General features: G+C 65.3%; 16 protein-coding genes and 1 pseudogene. 10 read left to right on the top strand and 7 right to left on the bottom strand.

Annotated elements, in window-relative coordinates; translation table 11 throughout:
* Positions 1–951: steroid 3-ketoacyl-CoA thiolase FadA6 (gene fadA6 / locus ACK5M9_RS14785; protein WP_416893901.1), on the top strand; the 951-nt coding region annotated here is incomplete at its 5' end.
* A gap of 117 nt (positions 952–1,068) precedes the next feature.
* Positions 1,069–1,973 (top strand): annotated as a pseudogene (locus ACK5M9_RS14780) (endonuclease domain-containing protein).
* A gap of 78 nt (positions 1,974–2,051) precedes the next feature.
* Here the strand turns inward: ACK5M9_RS14780 and ACK5M9_RS14775 are convergent.
* The 5 genes from ACK5M9_RS14775 to echA20 are packed head-to-tail and all read right to left on the bottom strand — an operon-like array spanning position 2,052 to position 7,544.
* Positions 2,052–4,070 (bottom strand): fatty acid desaturase, encoded by a 2,019-nt coding sequence (locus ACK5M9_RS14775; RefSeq protein WP_416893900.1) that lies wholly within the window; start codon positions 4,068–4,070, stop codon positions 2,052–2,054.
* A 15-nt stretch (positions 4,071–4,085) separates the two neighbouring features.
* On the bottom strand, positions 4,086–5,168 hold the full coding sequence (gene ipdC, locus ACK5M9_RS14770; protein WP_416893899.1) for a (3aS,4S,5R,7aS)-5-hydroxy-7a-methyl-1-oxo-octahydro-1H-indene-4-carboxyl-CoA dehydrogenase: 1,083 nt from the start codon (positions 5,166–5,168) through the stop codon (positions 4,086–4,088).
* Positions 5,168–5,908: a cholesterol ring-cleaving hydrolase subunit IpdB gene (gene ipdB / locus ACK5M9_RS14765; RefSeq protein ID WP_416893898.1), complete on the bottom strand. Its 741-nt coding sequence runs from the start codon at positions 5,906–5,908 to the stop codon at positions 5,168–5,170. The genes ipdC and ipdB overlap by 1 nt, the downstream gene beginning before the upstream one ends.
* The gene (gene ipdA, locus ACK5M9_RS14760) at positions 5,905–6,786 is read right to left on the bottom strand and encodes a cholesterol ring-cleaving hydrolase subunit IpdA (RefSeq protein ID WP_416893897.1); all 882 of its coding nucleotides are present in this window, start codon (positions 6,784–6,786) and stop codon (positions 5,905–5,907) included. Before ipdA ends, ipdB begins: the two co-directional genes overlap by 4 nt.
* Positions 6,786–7,544 carry a (7aS)-7a-methyl-1,5-dioxo-2,3,5,6,7,7a-hexahydro-1H-indene-carboxyl-CoA hydrolase gene (echA20, locus tag ACK5M9_RS14755; RefSeq protein WP_416893896.1) on the bottom strand — a complete coding sequence of 253 codons (759 nt, stop codon included), beginning with the start codon at positions 7,542–7,544 and terminating at the stop codon, positions 6,786–6,788. Before echA20 ends, ipdA begins: the two co-directional genes overlap by 1 nt.
* A gap of 97 nt (positions 7,545–7,641) precedes the next feature.
* Between echA20 and ACK5M9_RS14750 the strand changes: the two genes are divergently transcribed.
* Both ACK5M9_RS14750 and ACK5M9_RS14745 read left to right on the top strand, forming a co-directional pair.
* Positions 7,642–8,394, top strand: a complete 753-nt coding sequence (locus ACK5M9_RS14750) for an SDR family oxidoreductase (RefSeq protein WP_416893903.1) — start codon at positions 7,642–7,644, stop codon at positions 8,392–8,394.
* 26 nt (positions 8,395–8,420) lie between these two features.
* Positions 8,421–9,335 carry an SDR family oxidoreductase gene (locus tag ACK5M9_RS14745; protein WP_416893895.1) on the top strand — a complete coding sequence of 305 codons (915 nt, stop codon included), beginning with the start codon at positions 8,421–8,423 and terminating at the stop codon, positions 9,333–9,335.
* Between the two features lie 167 nt (positions 9,336–9,502).
* Here ACK5M9_RS14745 and ACK5M9_RS14740 read toward each other — a convergent pair whose 3' ends face one another.
* On the bottom strand, positions 9,503–10,732 hold the full coding sequence (locus ACK5M9_RS14740) for a class I SAM-dependent methyltransferase (protein ID WP_416893894.1): 1,230 nt from the start codon (positions 10,730–10,732) through the stop codon (positions 9,503–9,505).
* Positions 10,733–10,850: 118 nt separating this feature from the next.
* Positions 10,851–12,014: a steroid 3-ketoacyl-CoA thiolase gene (locus ACK5M9_RS14735; RefSeq protein ID WP_416893893.1), complete on the bottom strand. Its 1,164-nt coding sequence runs from the start codon at positions 12,012–12,014 to the stop codon at positions 10,851–10,853.
* Positions 12,015–12,181: 167 nt separating this feature from the next.
* On the opposite strand from ACK5M9_RS14735, the gene ACK5M9_RS14730 reads away from it, so the two are divergent.
* The 6 genes from ACK5M9_RS14730 to ACK5M9_RS14705 are packed head-to-tail and all read left to right on the top strand — an operon-like array spanning position 12,182 to position 18,174.
* Entirely contained in the window at positions 12,182–13,459 is a 1,278-nt protein-coding gene (locus ACK5M9_RS14730) for a cytochrome P450 (RefSeq protein ID WP_416893892.1), read from the top strand.
* On the top strand, positions 13,459–14,499 hold the full coding sequence (locus ACK5M9_RS14725) for an acyl-CoA dehydrogenase family protein (protein WP_416893891.1): 1,041 nt from the start codon (positions 13,459–13,461) through the stop codon (positions 14,497–14,499). The genes ACK5M9_RS14730 and ACK5M9_RS14725 overlap by 1 nt, the downstream gene beginning before the upstream one ends.
* Positions 14,484–15,647, top strand: a complete 1,164-nt coding sequence (gene fadE29, locus ACK5M9_RS14720; protein WP_416893890.1) for an acyl-CoA dehydrogenase FadE29 — start codon at positions 14,484–14,486, stop codon at positions 15,645–15,647. Before ACK5M9_RS14725 ends, fadE29 begins: the two co-directional genes overlap by 16 nt.
* On the top strand, positions 15,644–16,594 hold the full coding sequence (locus ACK5M9_RS14715; RefSeq protein ID WP_416893889.1) for a bifunctional MaoC family dehydratase N-terminal/OB-fold nucleic acid binding domain-containing protein: 951 nt from the start codon (positions 15,644–15,646) through the stop codon (positions 16,592–16,594). The genes fadE29 and ACK5M9_RS14715 overlap by 4 nt, the downstream gene beginning before the upstream one ends.
* The gene (locus tag ACK5M9_RS14710; RefSeq protein WP_416893888.1) at positions 16,591–16,992 is read left to right on the top strand and encodes a MaoC family dehydratase; all 402 of its coding nucleotides are present in this window, start codon (positions 16,591–16,593) and stop codon (positions 16,990–16,992) included. Before ACK5M9_RS14715 ends, ACK5M9_RS14710 begins: the two co-directional genes overlap by 4 nt.
* A gap of 12 nt (positions 16,993–17,004) precedes the next feature.
* Entirely contained in the window at positions 17,005–18,174 is a 1,170-nt protein-coding gene (locus tag ACK5M9_RS14705; protein ID WP_416893902.1) for a lipid-transfer protein, read from the top strand.
* Positions 18,175–18,271 lie beyond the last annotated feature (97 nt).

The following is an 18,271-nucleotide window of genomic DNA, read 5'->3' as shown; positions in this document are numbered from 1 at the left end:
GGCTCCCCGGTAGAAGTGGCCGGTGTCACGGTGGACGGCGATTGCGGCTCCAGCCAGCTGGCGATCTCCTTCGGCGCGCAGGCCATCATGTCCGGCACGGCGGACCTGATCGTGGCCGGCGGCATGCAGAACATGAGCCAGATCCCGATCTCCTCGGCGATGCTCGTCGGCGAACAGTTCGGGTTCACCTCACCGACCAACGAGTCGCGGCAGTGGCTGCACCGCTACGGAGACCAGGAGATCTCGCAGTTCCGCGGCTCCGAGCTGATCGCGGAGAAGTGGAACCTCTCGCGGGAGGAGATGGAGCGGTACTCGCTGGCCAGCCATGAACGCGCTTTCGCGGCGATCCGCGGCGGTGCTTTCGACGCTGAAATCCTCGGCGTCGAAACCGGATCCGACGCCGGGACCGGTCCGTTCCAGGTCGACGAGGGCCCGCGGGAATCCTCCCTGGAGAAGATGGCCGGTCTCAAGACGCTGGTCGACGGCGGACGGCTCACCGCGGCGATGGCCAGCCAGATTTCCGACGGTGCCGCTGCGGTACTGCTGGCGTCCGAGCAGGCCGTCAAGGACCACGGCCTCACGCCCCGGGCCCGGATCCATCACATCAGCGCTCGCGGCGCCGACCCGGTCTTCATGCTCACCGGTCCCATCCCGGCCACCCGCTACGCGCTGGACAAGACCGGCCTGTCCATCGACGACATCGACACCGTCGAGATCAACGAGGCATTCGCCCCGGTGGTCATGGCCTGGCTCAAGGAGACCGGGGCCGATCCGGTGAAGGTGAATCCCAACGGCGGCGCTATCGCGCTCGGCCACCCGTTGGGAGCCACCGGCGCCAAACTGTTCACCACCATGCTGAACACGCTGGAGCGCACCGGCGGGCGCTACGGGTTGCAGACCATGTGCGAGGGCGGCGGCACCGCCAACGTCACCATCATCGAGCGGCTGTAGCGCCTCATGATGCCGCGAGTGTGAATCTCACGACGCGACACGCCGTTGGGCCGTCGTAGGATTCACGCTCGGCGCGCGACGGGGTCATGTGTCGGTGGGTGCTGACAGCATGCCGGCATGGATTGGCCGTTTCTCGGTTCCGAAGCCCTGGCCGCAAAGGCCCTGCCGGAACGGGCGATGCGCGCCCTCTACGAGCCGGTCTATCCGGATGTCTATGTCCCGGTCGGCCTCGAATTGACGGCCACCCAACGTGCCCGGGCGGCCTGGCTGTGGTCTCGGCGGCGTGCCGTGATGGCGGGCAATCCGCAGCGGCGCTCCTGGGCGTCAAGTGGATCGACTCGGGCCTCGATGCTGAACTGGTGCACGACAATCGGAAGGCGCCTCGGCGCATCGTCGTCCATTCCGGCCGACTGGCGCCGCACGAGCGGTTGAGTATCGACGGCATCGCGGTGACCACCCCCGCCAGGACGGCCTTTGACATCGGTCGGCGGACCGCCAACCGTCTCAACGCTGTGCAGCGGCTCGATGCGCTGGCCAACGCGACGGGCATCGAAATCGCCGACGTGCAGGCTGTCATCGCCGAACACCCCGGCGCTCGCGGCATGGTTAGGCTGCGCAAGATCCTGCCGCTGGTCGATGGAGGTGCGGAATCCCCGCAGGAGACGAGAACCCGCCTGGCGTTGATCGACGCGGGACTGCCGCCACCGCAGACGCAGATCGTGGTGTGCGACGGTTTCGGTGAGTTCGTCGCCCGCGTGGACATGGGCTATGAGGAGTTGCGCGTGGGCGTCGAGTACGACGGCCGGCAGCACTGGACCGATCCGGCGCAGCGCGACCGGGACGTCGATCGTCACACCGAGCTGGTCGAGCAGGGGTGGACGATCGTCAGGGTCACCGCCGATCTGCTGAGAAACGGTCGGGCGACACTGATCGCCCGCGTCGTGGAGGCCATGCGGAAGGCAGGGTGGCAGGGGCGGCAGGGGTGGCAGGGGTGGCAGGGGTGGCAGGGGTGGCCGCCCTGACCGCCGAGTGTGAATCTCGCGACGCGACACGCCGTTGGGCCGTCGTAGGATTCACACTCGGGCGGCAGAGAAAGCTGCTCAGCCGTCGTAGTCGACGGACACCATCGGCGTCGTCGGATGCGACTGGCACGTCAGGATGTAACCCGCGTCCACTTCGGCGGGGCCCAGCGCGAAGTTGTGGTCCATCTCGACCTCGCCCTCGACGAGTTTGGCCCGGCACGTCCCGCATGCTCCGCCCATGCAGGCGTACGGTGCATCGTCGCGAACCTGGAGCGCACCCTCCAGAATCGAATCGCCGGGGGCCACATCGCCGCTGAACTGGCGGCCGGACAATGTGAACGTCAGCGTCGCACCCGGGTACGAACGTTCGGAGGCGGACGTGTCCTCGAAGCCGTGGAAGAGTTCGAGGTGAATCCGTTGGGTGTCGACATGGTGTTCCAGCAGGGTGTCGCGCACGGTGGTGGCCATCTCCATCGGGCCGCACAGGAACCACTCGTCGACGGCGGCCGGCCGCAGGTCACCGGTGAGCCACCGGTTGAGTTTCTCGGCGTCGATACGCCCCCGCAACGACCGCGTGTGCAGCGGTTCCGCCGAGAGCACGTGCACGATTTCCAGACGATCGGAGTAGCGCGACTCCAGGCGGTCCAGTTCGGCACGGAACATGGTGGACTCTTTGGTGCGGTTGCCGTAGATCAACGTGAAGCGGCTCTCGGTCTCGATCTCCAGCGTCGTCGCCAGGATCGACAACACCGGGGTGATCCCGCTGCCCGCGACCAGGCCCACGTAGTGCTTGGAGTTCAGCGGATCCAGCGGGGTGCCGAACCGCCCGGTCGGCGTCATCAGCTCGAGCACGTCCCCGGCCCTGAGGTTGTTGGCGACGAACGTCGAAAATGCGCCGTGGGGAATGTGTTTCACCGCTATCCGCAACTGCGCCCTGGTGGCGGCCGCACAGATGGAATAGTTGCGCCGAACACCCTGCCCACCCAGGTCGGTACGAACCGTGACGTGCTGGCCCGGCTCGAACCGGAACGCTTCGCGCAGGGATTCCGGTACCGCGAAGGTGACCAGGGTGGCATCGGCGGTGATCGGGTCGACCGAGGCCACCGGGATGCGGTGCAGCGTGGCGTGCGGTGAAGTCGACCTGGGCGGCATCCGTACCGGCAGCAGCTTCGCCAACCTGCCGTTGAGCCGCTTCCACTCCCGGAACTCGTCGGGATCCAGTTGCTGCCCGAACACCGTGGAGATCGCGGCACCGCGCTCCAGATAGGCCTCTTCGTTGCGCTGCCAGGTTCGCAAGTACCGGTAGAACGGCACCGACGGATGCAGGTGATGCACCAGATGGTAGTTCTGCGACAGCAACACCGGCGTGAACAGCCACTCGGCGCCGACACGGTTGCGGGTCGCGCGGTAGCGGTTACTTCGTTGAGTGTCCGGCAGACCGTGGTGGGGCAGCCAGTCGAACCACCACGCCAGGACAGTGACACCGAGGCGTTGCGGGAGGAGGAACACGACGGCCAGAACCCAGAAGTTCCCGGTGACGGCGGCCGCGACGAGTCCGGTGATCGACAGGCCCAGCATCAACAGCGTCTCGGCGACTTCGGCGACGGGACGACTCCGGACGCGTGGAATGTAGTACTTGATGTAGTAGTAGTCCACCAGCGGCCAGCGCAGCGGCAACTGCCACCACGCCGCGTGCGAGGCGAACGTGTCCGGGTCCTGATCGTCGTCGTTGGAATGCCGGTGATGCTGGATGTGAATGTATGCGAATGTCGGGAACGCGACCTCGGGCCCGACGAACAGCCACGCCAACCGCCCCAGCAGACCGTTCACCCAGCGCGCCGAACTGATCGAATAGTGCGACGCGTCGTGAACGACGGTGAACATTACGAATGTGACCGTGGCGTTGATCGGGATGGTCAGCCAGAACGGCAGCCAGCCTTCGATATAGCCGATCGTCGACGCCGTGAATGCGGTGAGGGCTGCCAGGAAGATCCCGACTGTGGGCAGTGCGAGCCTGGGTACCGCCTCGCCCGGGTCCGGTAGCGCATGAGGTGCGGCGGGCTGTGACGCGGCGGGTGCTGCCTCGATGGTCGCCATACTCCGGGGAGCCTACTAGGCCTCCGACGATTGCTCTACCAGCGTAGATGCGGTGTAAAGATGTTTTACAGCGTCTTTGACGATCGCCTCGATGAGCTCCGCACAGGACGGCAGATCGTCGAGGATCCCGGCCACCTGACCCGAGGCCAGCACACCCGCCTCGGAATTGCCGTCGACCAGTCCGGCCTTGAGCAGCATCGGGGTATTGGCCGCCATCACCACCTGCGACCATGTCAGTTCCTTGCCGTGGCGCATCGCCAGGCCGTCCTGGATCATCGACTTCCAGCTCATCTGCGACATCTGCTTGAACTTGGCGGCATTGCGTACCGCCGCGGTGAAACCCCTGGCGCGCGAGCCACTCTCCAATTTCTCCACCAGTCCCGTACGCAGTACCCGGTGCGGCATGCCGTCGACGCGGGTGGTGACGACGGTGCCGTCCAGGGCCGCTTCCAGGTATCGCCGCTTGACGGCGTCGGGCACGGTGGAATCGGAGGTGAGCAGGAACCGGGTGCCCATCGCCACGCCGGCCGCGCCGTAACACAGTGCCGCGGCCAGGCCGCGTCCGTCGAAGAATCCGCCGGCGGCGATCACCGGGATACCGGTGCCCCCCACCGCATCCAGCACCGAGGGCAACAGCAACGTCGTCGCGACCGGACCGGTATGGCCGCCACCCTCGCCGCCCTGCACGATCATCGCGTCGGCGCCCCAGCCGGCGACCTTGCGGGCGTGCTTGGCCGCGCCGATGGACGGGATCACCACCGCCCCGGCTTCCTTGAGCCGGGCGATCAACTCCTGCTTCGGGGCCAGCGCGAACGAGGCGACCTTGACGCCCTCGCGGATCATCAGCTCGACCCGATCACCTGCGTCGGCGGCATCGGCGCGGATATTGACCCCGAACGGCTTGTCGGTGGCCGCTTTGACTTTGCCGATGGCGGTGGCGAGTTCGTCCAGGGTCATGGTGGCCGAGGCCAGGATGCCCAGGCCGCCGGCATTGGCGGTGGCCGACACCAGGCGCGCTCCGGCCACCCAGCCCATCCCGGTCTGCACCACCGGATGCTCGACACCGACCAGTTCGGTCAGCGGTGTTTTCAGTCTCACTATCGGATCTCTTTATCGCGCAGCGACTTCGGATCGATCACTTCGCGGATCAGCCGAAGTTCCTCGTCGGTTGGGGGCCGGGTTTCACCGGCCTCGGCGAGCCCGTGTACGTCGAACGATGTGGTGTCGCGGACGTCGTCGGGGTCGACGCCGGGGTGCAGGGACAGCGCGCGCATAGTGCCCCCGGGCCCGCCGAAGTCGAAGACTCCGAGGTTGGACACCACCCGATAGACGTTGACGAACCGGAACGCCGGATTGTCCGGGTCGACCTTGTCGTAGCCGATGCCGGAGACGATGTCGACGTTGTCAGTGAACACCCGCTTGGAGTGGTTGCCGACCCAATAACTGGTCGGGTGGTTGATGGTGTTGCCCGGCGAGCCGCGGACCCCGAACATCTGCCGGGTCGGCTGCTGCAGCGGGCCGAAGGCGGAGATGTTCTGGTTGCCGTACCTGTCGACCTGGTTGGCGCCCATGACGACGTGGCGCCGCCCCCACGCCAGGGTTTCGAAGACGCGGCCGAACGGCATCCAGCCCTCTATCGCTCCGGTCTTGCCGAGTGGGGGAGTGTCGGCCAGCAGCCGGGCTTCGCCGTCGGTGAGCAGGATGTCGGGCGAGAACGTCAGTCGTGCCAGCCGGGCGCCCACCGATGCCATGGTGGTCATCGGGCTGACCATTATTTCGCCTGCGTCCCTGAACAATTCGGCGCAGGCCGCCGCGCACACTTCTGCTCGGGTCGTCATTCGGCAACCTCCCTCTCGAAGGCGCGCACGGCCGCTTGGTAGTCGTCTTCGCCGCCGTCCAAGTAGGTTCGGCGGAACTGGTCCCAGCTCTCCTCCGATGCGGCAGCCTTGGCGTAGTGCTGCTGAAATTTTTCGTCGCGGTTGTAATCCGGTGCGGCGGTGGTGAAATGGGCGCCGTTGGGAGCTTCTACCACACCGTCGACCATCATCCGGTTGACCAGAAGAGCCTGGGGTGGAACTGATTCAACCAAATCATCGGTTGAGGCGATACGCTCCACCGACAGGAAACGCTTGTTCGCGGCCATCAGGAACAGATCGTCGAAGTACGGGTCGATACCGGTATAGGCGGCATTGCCGTGGACATCACCAATGTTGAGGTGTGCGAAGGCGACATCGAGTCGCAGCGCCGGCATCGCGATCAGCGTTTCGTACCCGCCGTCGGTCGCATACGGCGACGTCACGGTCGCCAGTTCGCCGTCCCAGAAGTCGGGCACCGAGCTCCCCAGCCCCGCGCGGGTGGGCAGGAACGGCAGCCGCTGGGCGGCCGCCTGCAACCCGCACCGCAGCATGCCCTCGTCCATTTCCCGGGCCTCGATCGCACCGGAAGTGCGGGCCCGCGCGAACCACGGGTCATAGAACGGCGGTGAATCCAGTGAGACGAAACCGTAGTAGACGCGTTTGACCTTGCCGGCCGAACACAGCAACCCCAGGTCGGGCCCGCCGTACGTGACCACGGTGAGGTCGGTGACGTCGGTGCGCAGCAGCGCGCGGACGAACGCCATCGGCTTGCGCCGCGAACCCCAGCCGGCGATGCCGATCGTCATGCCGCTGCGCACCTGCGCCACGGCGTCATCGAGAGTGGTGGTTTTGTCTGCCATTACTCTTTCTTGCCTTTCGCCGTACCGGCGAAGGCGTCCCGGTGTTCATCGGCCACCCCGGCCAGGTTGAGCTCGAAGGTAAAGCCCTGCTCCATCCGGTAACTGGAGTTGACTCGCTGCACATCGATGAGGTTGAGCGCCTCCTTGGCTGCGCGGATGACGCGGGTGTCCTTGGCGGCGATGTCGCGGGCAACCGTGAGCGCGGATTCGTCCAGCTGGTCGCGCGGGACCACTTCGTGGACCGAACCGAAGTGGTGCAGGGTGGCGGCATCGACGGTTGCCGCGGTGAAGAACAGGCGCCGCATCATGTGCTGCGGCACCAACCGGGACAGGTGCGTGGCCGCACCTAGTGCCCCGCGTTCGACCTCCGGCAGCCCGAAGGTGGCGTCGTCGGAGGCCACGATGACGTCGGCGTTGCCGACCAGCCCGATGCCGCCGCCCACACAGAACCCGTTGACCGCGGCGATCACCGGGACCGCGCATTCGTAGACGGCCCGGAACGCTGCGTAGCAGCCGCGGTTGGCGTCGATCAGCGCAGTGAACCCCTCGGTGCGCTGCATCTCCTTGATGTCGACGCCGGCGTTGAAGCCGCGGCCGTCTGCCCGCAGGATCACCGCGCAGGTTTGCGGTTTCTGGCCGGCCGCGGTTATCGCTTCTGCCAGTTCGAACCATCCCCGGGACGGGATGGCGTTGACGGGGGGGTAGTCGACGGTGACCGCGACTATTCCCGGTTCGAGGACCTTCGATGTGATCGTCATGGTGCCTCCCTTCCGAGGGCAATTACCTAAGCAAGCACTTGCTTGGTACGCTAGCACAGTGACCGCCCCCCAACCGGCGTCCTCTGGACCCGCCGGCATCCGTCTCGGTCTGGAGGGGCGGGTGGTCCTGGTGACCGGGGGCGTCAGGGGCGTCGGCGCCGGTATCAGCGCGGTCTTCGCCGCGCAGGGCGCGACCGTCATCGCGTGCGCGCGCCGGCCGGTCGAGGGTTTCGGCCACGAGTTCCACGCCTGCGACGTCCGCGATGAGGACGCGGTCACCGGCTTGATGCAGGCGATAGTCGAACGGCATGGCCGGCTCGACGTGTTGGTCAATAACGCCGGCGGATCGCCGTATGCGCCGGCGGCCGAGGCCACCGCCAATTTTCACCGCAAGATTGTCGAACTCAATGTCCTTGCTCCGCTGCTGGTTTCGCAACATGCCAACGCCGCGATGCAACGCCAGGACCAGGGTGGCTCGATAATCAACATCTGCAGTGTCAGCGGGCGTCGGCCCACACCCGGCACCGCCGCCTACGGCGTCGCCAAGGCGGGCCTGGAAAACCTCACCGCCACGCTGGCGGTTGAATGGGCACCCAAGGTTCGGGTCAATGCCGTGGTCGCCGGCATGGTGGAGACAGAGCAGTCCGAACTGTTCTACGGCAACGCCGAGTCGATCGCCCGGGTAGCCGCCACGGTTCCGCTTGGACGGCTCGCCAAACCAGCCGATATCGGCTGGGCCGCAGCATTTCTGGCATCCGACGTGGCGTCCTATGTCAGCGGGGCCGCGCTGGAGGTTCACGGTGGTGGCGAACCACCGCCGTACCTGGGCGCTTCGGGCGCCAACAAGTAAGGGAAGATGGAAAAGAGGTAGTGGGAATGGGTTTGGTGGACGGCCGGGTAGTCATCGTGACCGGTGCGGGCCGCGGAATCGGTCGCGCGCACGCGCTGGCGTTTGCGGCCGAGGGGGCGCGCGTGGTGGTCAACGACATCGGCGTGGGTCTGGACGGTTCTGCGGGCGAAAGCCCCGCGCAACAGGTGGTCGACGAGATCACCGCCGCCGGAGGCGAAGCCGTGGTCAATGGTGACGACATCGCCGAATGGGAGGGTGCACACAACCTCATAGAAGCCGCCGTCCAGACTTTCGGGGGGCTGGACGTGCTGGTGAACAATGCCGGCTTCATCCGCGACCGAATGCTGGCCAACACCAGCGAAAGCGAGTGGGATGCGGTGATCCGCGTTCACCTCAAGGGACACTTTGCGACACTGCGCCACGCCGCGGCCTACTGGCGTCGCCAGATCAAAGCCGGTGCCGTGGGGCCCGACGATCTCAACGCCCGGATCATCAACACCAGCTCGGGTGCCGGCCTGCAGGGCAGCGTCGGGCAGGGCAACTACTCGGCGGCCAAGGCCGGGATCGCCGCGCTGACCCTGGTCGGGGCGTCCGAATTGGGCCGCTATGGGATCACGGTCAATGCGATCGCCCCCGCCGCTCGGACCCGGATGACCGAGGCGGTGTTCGCCGAAACCATGGCCGCACCCAAAGATGGCGGGTTCGACGCGATGGCCCCGGAGAACGTGTCGCCGCTTGTGGTGTGGCTGGGCAGTGTGCAATCGCGTGCCGTCACCGGCAAGGTGTTCGAGGTCGAGGGCGGGCTGATCCGGGTCGCCGAGGGTTGGGCGCACGGCCCCACCGTCGACAAGGGCGCGCAGTGGGAGCCGGCGGAGTTGGGGCCCGTCGTCACCGATCTGCTGGCCGAGTCCCGGACGCCGGTGCCGGTTTACGGCGCGTAGCGGGCGGGGCGTTCGGCCTCGGGCCGACGCGCCACCGCCGAGCGTGCAACTGCTGCGGAAAAATGCGCGAAATTTCGCAGTAGTTACACGCTGGGCGAAGCGGGGGGGCAGGTCGCGGCCGCGTCGGGCGGGCGAGACGCGATGTGGGCGGCGGCCGAGGCCCAACGTCAGGACTTGCCGACCGCCTCGAGACTCATGTCGAGGAAGTCGAGCCGCCACAGCGACTGGAAGAGTCGCCGGGCGGCATTCTCGTACAGCTCTTGCTCGACGCTGTCGTTCCCCGGCTGCCCGACCGCTGTGGCAATCTCACGAATTGTCCGCTGCCTGTTGATGTGCTGGACGAAAGGCAGGTCCGCCGCGTTCAGGGTCAAACTCCACGCCGGTCGCGAAAGCTCGGCACCGGATAGCCCGCACTTCAGCCGAAGCCTGGGCACGTAGTCGAGGGCATCAGGCGAGGAGAAGTCGATGACATAGCTTCTCTTGGGTCGGTCTGCATGCGTTGCGGTGAAGAAATGGCATGCGTTACTCGACCTGATTCGCTCCAGCAACGACCACATTTTCCGCTCGGGCTGTTCGCTCATCAACTGGTAGAACTCCGATGCCGGCGCGGACAGACTTTCGGTGTCGTGCGGGTAGTAGGGCGCGTTGAGGTGCCACCGCTGAAAGACCAGCCCGGCATCGGTGACCAAATCGATGCAGTCCCCGGTGGTGAAACTCCGGTCGCGGCCGTGCAGGCACGTATCCACCAGTCCCGCATCGTAATACAAGTCGGGGGCGGTCTCCCGGTAGCTGATGAAAGGGTGCCGCTGATCGAGCGCCGAGATGGTCTCTTTGACCTTCCGGACTCCGTCATCGTCCTGGCGCAGCCCCAGGTCCCGGAACACCGACTGCATTAGTTCGACCCCGATCCGGCCGTACCGGGCGTAGAGCATCAGTGCTGTGACGCCATCGGGTTTCAGGCAATCGGCGAGCGCCTTCATCCCCTGTGGCGGATCCGCCAAGTGGTGCAGCACACCGGTCGACATGATCAGATCGAAATCGCGCCCCAGTGTCGACACCTCTTCGACCGGCAGCCGGTGCAGCTCAAGGTTCGTCAACTCGTGGCGTTCCTTGAGGTACTGCGCGTGATCCAGCGACCGCTGGCTGATATCGATCCCCACAACCTTGGCCGAGCGGTTGTTGTAGGCGATGACGGCGGACTGGTTGCTTCCGCAGCCTGCGATTAAAATGTCCAGGTCGGGCCGGTATGGGCGGTCGGGCCAGAATTGCAGGTAGGCATGGATCGGATCGAACCACTGCCAGTTGGTGCCGACCCACTCGCCGATGTCGTGAATCGGATCGGGGTATGTCCACTTCTCGTACTGTTCGGAGACGACGTCGTCGAATTGGCTAGTCATTCAGGGATGACTCCTCGGAGCATGGCTTAGGGAATTCGTACGGTGCCCAAGGGTATTACGGAGCGCTGGGGGCGGGCGAAACAGGGCTGCTGGCCGGCGTGATCGGCTCGGCTGTCCGTTAGATCCGTTCGATGATCGTCCCGGTCGACAGCGCGCCACCGGCGCACATGGTGATCAGCGCGGTGGTCTGGTCGGTGCGCTCCAACTCGTGCAGCGCGGTGGTGATCAACCGGCTGCCCGTGCTACCCACCGGATGACCCAGCGCGATCGCCCCGCCGTTGACGTTGACCCTATCCATATCGGGTTTGTGGACCCGTGCCCACGACAGCACCACCGACGCGAAAGCCTCGTTGATTTCGACGAGGTCGATGTCGCCGATCTTCATTCCGGCCTTCTCCAAGACCTTCGCCGTCGACTGCACGGGGCCGTCGAGGTGGTAGTAGGGTTCGGCGCCGACGTTGGCCTGGCTGATGATTCGTGCCCGCGGGGTCAACCCGTGCGCTCGGGCGACCGCCTCGTCCATCCAGAGCACCGCGGCAGCGCCGTCGGAAATCTGTGAGGAGGTGCCGGCCGTATGGATACCGCCCTCCATCACCGGCTTGAGTTGGCTCAAGCCCTCCCGGGTGGTTTCGCGCAGGCCCTGATCTCGGCTGACAGGAGCGCGTTCGGTCGTCGGCTGCTTGTTCTCGTCAAGCACCGGGGCCACGATCGGGGAGATCTCGCGGTCGAAGCGGTGCTCATCCCAGGCGCGCTTGGCCTTCGCCTGTGAGGCGTAGCCGAGCTGGTCGATGTCCTCGCGGGTGATGCCGCGCCGCTTGGCGATCCGCTCGGCGGCCTCGAACTGGTTGGGCATGTCGATATCCCACGATTCCGCACGGATCGCCGAGCGGTCCGGGCCGGCGTTGGCGCCCAGACCCACGCGGCTCATCGCCTCGACACCGCAGGCGATGCCGACATCGATGGCCCCTGCCGCGATCAACCCGGCGATCAGATGGTTGGCCTGCTGGCTGCTGCCGCACTGGCAATCGACGGTGGTGGCGCCGACGTGGTCGGGCAGGCCCGCAGTCAGCCAGGCAACCCGGCTGATGTTGTTGGACTGCTCCCCGAATTGGGTCACACACCCGCCGATAATCTGTTCGACGTCGCCGGCGTCGATTCCCGCCTTCGCGACCAGTGCCTTTTGGACCGCGCCCAACAGCTCGGTGGCGTGCAGGCCGGACAGCCATCCGTTGCGCTTACCGATTGGGCTGCGGGTGGCCTCGACGATTACCGGGTTACCCATGAGGTCAGGCTAGAACACGTTTCATTACTATGACAAGCGAGGATACCTGACCTCCTTTTGTCTGCGGTGACAGCATGTTTTACTGGCATCATCAGGTCACTAGGAGAGATAGTGTGATCAGAGCCGTCGAGTACCACGGTTAAGACCGCAGTCGAAGGAGAACTACCGTGCCCAGCCCCAATCTTCCCCCGGGATTCGATTTCACGAATCCGGACATCTACGCCGAGCGACTGCCGGTCGAAGAGTTCGCTGAGGTGAGGGCTACCGCGCCGGTGTGGTGGAACGAGCAGGCCCCGGGCAAGGGCGGAGGCTTCCACGACGGCGGTTACTGGGCGATCACCAAGCTCGACGACGTCAAGGAGATCTCGCGCCGCAGCGACGTCTTCTCCAGCTACCAGAACGGGGTCATCCCCCGGTTCAAGGATGACATCGCCCGAGAGGACATCGAGGTTCAGCGGTTCGTCATGCTGAACATGGACGCTCCGCACCACACCCGGCTGCGCAAGATCATCTCGCGCGGATTCACCCCGCGGGCGGTCGGGCGGCTGCGCGACGAGCTCAACGAGCGTGCCCAGCGGATCGTCAAGGAGGCCGCCGCGACCGGGTACGGCGATTTCGTCGAACAGGTCGCCTGCGAACTTCCGTTGCAGGCGATCGCCGGCCTGCTCGGTGTCCCGCAGGAGGACCGCGGAAAGATCTTCGACTGGTCGAACGAGATGACCGGCACCGAGGACCCGGAATTCGCCCATATCGACCCGAAGGCGTCGTCGGTGGATCTGATCGCGTATGCGATGAAGATGGCCGAGGAGCGGGCGAAGAATCCCGGTGACGACATCGTGACTCAGCTGGTGCAGGCCGACATCGACGGCGAGAAGCTCTCCGATGACGAGTTCGGGTTCTTCGTGGTGATGCTCGCGGTTGCCGGCAACGAGACCAGCAGGAACTCGATCACGCAGGGGATGATGGCGTTCTCCGAGAACCCCGACCAATGGGAGCTGTACAAGAAGGAGCGTCCGGAGACCGCGGTCGACGAGATCGTCCGCTGGGCCACGCCGGTGACGGCCTTCCAGCGCACCGCCCTGGAGGACTACGAACTCAGCGGCGTCCAGATCAAAAAAGGCCAGCGCGTCCTGATGTTCTACCGGTCGGCCAACTTCGACGAGGATGTCTTCGACGAGCCGTTCAAGTTCGACATCATGCGCGACCCCAACCCACACGTCGGCTTCGGCGGCACCGGGGCGCATTACTGCATCGGCGCCAACCTGGCGCGCATGACGATCAGCCTCATCTTCAACGCGATTGCCGACCACATGCCGGACCTGACGCCGATCTCGGCGCCGGAACGGTTGCGATCGGGTTGGCTCAACGGCATCAAGCACTGGCAGGTGGACTACACCGGCGGATCCGCGCGAGCGGAAGGCGCACCCTGCGCGGCGGATCGGTGATGGATTTCGAACGCAGCGCAGAGCAGCAAGCCGTCGCCGACGTCGTCACATCGGTGCTGGGCCGGGAGTTGAGTTGGCAGGCGCTGGTCGACGGGGGTGTGACGGCGCTGGCACTGCCGGAAGGCTTGGGTGGCGACGGGGTCGGCCTGGCCGAGGTGGGTACGGTCCTGATGGAGAGCGGTCGCCAGGGTGCGATCATGCCTGCTTTGGCGACCCTTGGGTTCGGTGTCGTACCGTTGCTCGATCTGGCCTCGCCCGGGCAGCGGGAGCGCTTCCTGGCCGGTGTCGCCCAGGGCGGGATACTGACCGCCGCGCTCAACGAGGCCGGGGCCGCGTTGCCGGACCGGCCCTCGACCTCCCTTGGTGGCGGTGGGATTTCGGGAACCAAGGTCGGTGTCGCATACGCTGAATCCGCCGACTGGATGCTGGTGACGGTCGAAGGTGGGGTCGTTGTGGTGTCTCCGACAGCCGATGGCGTGCGGTTGGTGCGGACACCGACCTCCAACGGTTCCGACGAGTACACGGTGACCTTCTGCGACGTCGGCGAATTCGAAGTCCTGGAAGGTGCTTCGGCGGGCCGCGTCAACCAGTTGGCGTTGGCGATGACGGGAGCCTACGCCGACGGTCTGGTGGCGGGTGCGTTGCGGTTGACCGCGGACTACGTCGCCGACCGCAAGCAATTCGGCAAGCCGCTGTCTACGTTCCAGACGGTCGCAGCGCAACTTGCCGAAGTCTACATCGCGTCGCGCACAATCGATTTGGTGACAAACGCAGCGATCTGGAGCCTGACCGAAGGCCGCGATGCCTCCGGAGATCTGGAGGTTCTCGGATATTGGTTGGCGTCGCAGGCTCCTCCGGCGATGCAGATCTGCCACCACCTGCACGGCGGTATGGGAATGGACATCGCCTATCCGATGCACCGGTACTATTCGACGATCAAGGATCTGACCCGGTTGGTGGGTGGGCCGTCGCAGCGGCTGGGCTCGGTGGCGGGTCACCAAGCGCAGAATCCCCTGGGAGTCCAATGTTCATCGACCTGACACCCGAGCAGCGCCGATTGCAGGCCGAGCTGCGGGAGTACTTCTCGAACCTGATCTCCGCCGATGAGGCCAAGGCGATGGAGAAGGACCGCCACAACGAGGTTTACCGCGAGGTGATTCGCCGGATGGGAAGGGACGGCAAACTAGGGGTGGGCTGGCCGAAGGAGTTCGGCGGCTTGGGGTTTGGTCCGATCGAGCAATCGATTTTCGTCAATGAGGCCCATCGGGCCGACGTGCCGCTGCCGGCCGTCACTTTGCAGACGGTCGGTCCGACCTTGCAGATGTATGGCAGCGAAACCCAGAAGAAGAAGTTCCTGCCGGCTATCCTGGCCGGCGAGGTGCATTTCGCCATCGGGTACACCGAACCGGAAGCCGGCACCGACTTGGCTTCGCTGCGCACCTCGGCCGTGCGCCACGGCGACGAATACATCGTTAATGGCCAGAAGGTTTTCACCACCGGCGCCCACGATGCCGACTACATTTGGCTGGCATGCCGCACTGACCCCGAAGCCGTTAAACACAAAGGTATTTCGATCCTGATCGTGGACACCAAGGATCCGGGTTATTCGTGGACGCCGATGATCTTGTCGGACGGCGCCCACCACACGAATGCGACCTACTTCAACGAGGTGCGGGTTCCGGTCGACATGCTGGTGGGAGAAGAGAACGGCGGCTGGCGGCTGATCACCACGCAACTCAACAACGAGCGGGTGATGCTGGGCCCGGCGGGGCGCACCGCCGGCATCTACGATCGGGTGCACGAGTGGGCGTCGACGCCGGGTTCCGACGGTGTTGCTCCGATTGATCACGAGGACGTCAGACGTGCATTGGCCGAGATCTACTCGATGTGGCGGATCAACGAACTATTGAATTGGCAAGTGGCGGCCGCTGGGGAAGACATCAATGTCGCCGATGCGGCGGCGACGACAGTGTTTGGTACCGAAAAGATCCAATATATCGGAAGGCTTGCCGAGGAGATTGTCGGACGGTACGGGGATCCGGCCGAGCCGCGGACCGCTCGGCTCCTTGAGTGGCTGGATTCGCAGACCAAACGCAATCTGGTGATCACCTTCGGCGGAGGTGTCAACGAAGTGATGCGCGAGATGATCGCGGCGTCGGGCCTCAAGGTCCCGAGGGTGCCTCGATGAGCGAAATCCAGGAAGCGGTGGCGGCGATCACTGCCGCCGGTGATCCGGCACCCCGTGTCGGTCGTGACCCGGTGAACCGGTCGATGATCAACAACTGGGTGGAGGCCATCGGCGACCGTAACCCGATCTATGTAGATGAGGACGCGGCCCGCGCCGCCGGGCACGGCGGTTTGGTGGCGCCGCCGGCAATGATCCAGGTGTGGACCATGATGGGCCTCGGCGGGGAGCGTCCGACCGACGATCCATTGGGGCCGATAATGCAGTTGTTCGACGATGCGGGATATGTGGGTGTGGTTGCGACGAACTGCGATCAGACCTATCACCGCTATCTTCGGCCGGGTGAGCATGTCACCGTAAGCTCCCAGATGCGAGACGTGGTGGGGCCGAAGCAGACGGCGTTGGGTCAGGGTTATTTCATCAACCAGCACGTCGTCTGGCGAGTAGGCGATGAGGATGTGGCCGAGATGGCCTGGCGGATCCTCAAATTCAAGCCGCTGGAGTCGGCGGGTGCCGGCGGGGTGCCCGAAGACCTGGACGCAGACGCCATGATGCGCCCGGCGTCCTCGCGTGACACCGCGTTCTTCTGGGAGGGCGTCAACGCTCACGAGCTACGGATTCAGCGGCTGGCCGACGGTGGCCTGCAGCACCCCCCGGTGCCGGCTGTGTGGCAGAACCCCACCGAACCGGTCGACTACGTGGTGTCCAGCGGAAGCGGAACCGTCTTCAGCTACGTGGTGCACCACGCGCCCAAAGTACCCGGTCGTACGGTACCTTTCGTCATCGCGCTGGTGGAACTGGAGGAGGGTGTGCGCATGCTGGGTGAATTGCGCGGCGCGGATGTGGACCAGGTCGCGATCGGCATGCCGGTGCGGGCGATTTACATCGACTTCCCGGCGGGTGAAGGCGGGCCCGACTGGACCCTCTATGCCTGGGAGCCGATTGCATGAGTACTCCCATCGTGGAAGTGGGTGTGCATCTTCCAGAACTCAAGCTGTACGGAGATCCTACCTTTATCGTCTCAACCGCGTTGGCTACCAGAGACTTTCAAGATGTGCACCATGACCGCGACAAGGCTCAGGCCAAGGGCTCCAAGGATATCTTCGTCAACATCCTCACTGACACCGGTTTGGTGCAGCGCTATGTCACGGACTGGGCCGGCCCGTCGGCATTTATCAAGTCGATCGCACTGCGGCTGGGGGTGCCGTGGTACGCCTACGACACGGTTACTTTCTCCGGTGAGGTGATGGCAGTCCACGACGGTGTGATCACCGTGAAGGTGGTGGGCGCCAACAGCCTTGGTAACCATGTGATCGCGACGGTGACGCTGACTATTGGGGATGGGTAGATGTCGGCCGGTTTGCTGAATGGCCGGGCTGCCATTGTCGGGATCGGGGCCACCGATTTCTCGAAGAACTCCGGACGTAGCGAACTACGGCTTGCGGCGGAGGCGGTGGCGGATGCGTTGGACGACGCGGGCCTGAGCGGGTCTGATGTCGACGGTTTGACCACCTTCACCATGGACTCCAACACCGAGATCGCGGTGGCGCGCGCAACCGGCATGGGTGAGCTGAAATTCTTCTCCCAAATCGGGTACGGCGGCGGGGCGGCGTGCGCGACCGTGCAGCAGGCCGCTCTTGCGGTCGCCACCGGCGTCGCCGATGTGGTGGTGGCGTACCGGGCATTCAACGAGCGATCGGGGATGCGGTTCGGCCAGGTACAGACGCGATTGGCCGGAGCCGGGGGAGGGGAGGCGAATTCGACCACAGCCGACAACTCCTTCTCTTACCCGCATGGATTGTCAACTCCGGCAGCGCAGGTCGCGATGATCGCTCGTCGGTATATGCATCTTTCCGGTGCGACCAGCCGAGACTTCGGTGCCGTCTCGGTGGCCGACCGCAAGCATGCCGCCAAGAATCCCAAGGCGTACTTCTATGAAAAGCCGATAACCATTGAGGATCACCAGAATTCACGATGGATCGCCGAGCCGTTGCGGCTGCTCGACTGCTGCCAGGAGACCGACGGCGCGGTTGCGCTGGTGGTGACCTCGCCTGAGCGGGCACGAAATCTCAGGCACAGGCCGGCTGTGATCGAAGCGGCCGCGCAGGGCTCCAGTTCCGATCAGTACACGATGGTCAGCTACTACCGCCCCGAACTGGGGCTGCCCGAGATGGGGCTGGTCGGCCGGCAGCTGTGGGAACAGTCGGGATTGAAGCCTGCTGATATTCAGACCGCGGTGCTTTACGACCATTTCACGCCGTTTACGTTGATCCAGTTGGAAGAGCTGGGATTCTGCGGCCGGGGGGAGGCCAAGGACTTTGTTGCCGCTAGTGCGATCGAGATCGGAGGACGCCTGCCCATCAACACCCACGGTGGGCAGCTCGGCGAGGCCTATATCCACGGCATGAACGGGATCGCCGAGGGTGTTCGGCAGCTGCGGGGAACTTCGGTGAATCAGGTTCCGGCCGTGGAGCACGTTCTGGTCACTGCGGGCACGGGCGTGCCGACGTCGGGCCTGATCCTGGGATAGCTGCGCCGCTCGGTTCCCACGCCCTGCCCCAGCCCCCCCTGCCCCCGGCCCCCCCGGCCCCCAGCCCCCCCGGCCCCCAGCCCCCCCCCCCCCGCCG

Origin of the sequence: Mycobacterium sp., from assembly GCF_047975165.1 — a bacterium.
Lineage (GTDB): Bacteria > Actinomycetota > Actinomycetes > Mycobacteriales > Mycobacteriaceae > Mycobacterium.
This window is presented reverse-complemented; position numbering and strand designations above follow the sequence as displayed.

Bases quoted from the DNA above. Each gene is read 5' to 3' on its own strand.
- ACK5M9_RS14775 (WP_416893900.1), bottom strand. From the start codon at position 4,070: ATGGCGACCATCGAGGCAGCACCCGCCGCGTCACAGCCCGCCGCACCT.
- ipdB (WP_416893898.1), bottom strand. From the start codon at position 5,908: ATGACGACCCGAGCAGAAGTGTGCGCGGCGGCCTGCGCCGAATTGTTC.
- ipdA (WP_416893897.1), bottom strand. From the start codon at position 6,786: ATGGCAGACAAAACCACCACTCTCGATGACGCCGTGGCGCAGGTGCGC.
- echA20 (WP_416893896.1), bottom strand. From the start codon at position 7,544: ATGACGATCACATCGAAGGTCCTCGAACCGGGAATAGTCGCGGTCACC.
- ACK5M9_RS14745 (WP_416893895.1), top strand. From the start codon at position 8,421: ATGGGTTTGGTGGACGGCCGGGTAGTCATCGTGACCGGTGCGGGCCGC.
- ACK5M9_RS14740 (WP_416893894.1), bottom strand. From the start codon at position 10,732: ATGACTAGCCAATTCGACGACGTCGTCTCCGAACAGTACGAGAAGTGG.
- ACK5M9_RS14735 (WP_416893893.1), bottom strand. From the start codon at position 12,014: ATGGGTAACCCGGTAATCGTCGAGGCCACCCGCAGCCCAATCGGTAAG.
- ACK5M9_RS14725 (WP_416893891.1), top strand. From the start codon at position 13,459: ATGGATTTCGAACGCAGCGCAGAGCAGCAAGCCGTCGCCGACGTCGTC.
- fadE29 (WP_416893890.1), top strand. From the start codon at position 14,484: ATGTTCATCGACCTGACACCCGAGCAGCGCCGATTGCAGGCCGAGCTG.
- ACK5M9_RS14715 (WP_416893889.1), top strand. From the start codon at position 15,644: ATGAGCGAAATCCAGGAAGCGGTGGCGGCGATCACTGCCGCCGGTGAT.
- ACK5M9_RS14710 (WP_416893888.1), top strand. From the start codon at position 16,591: ATGAGTACTCCCATCGTGGAAGTGGGTGTGCATCTTCCAGAACTCAAG.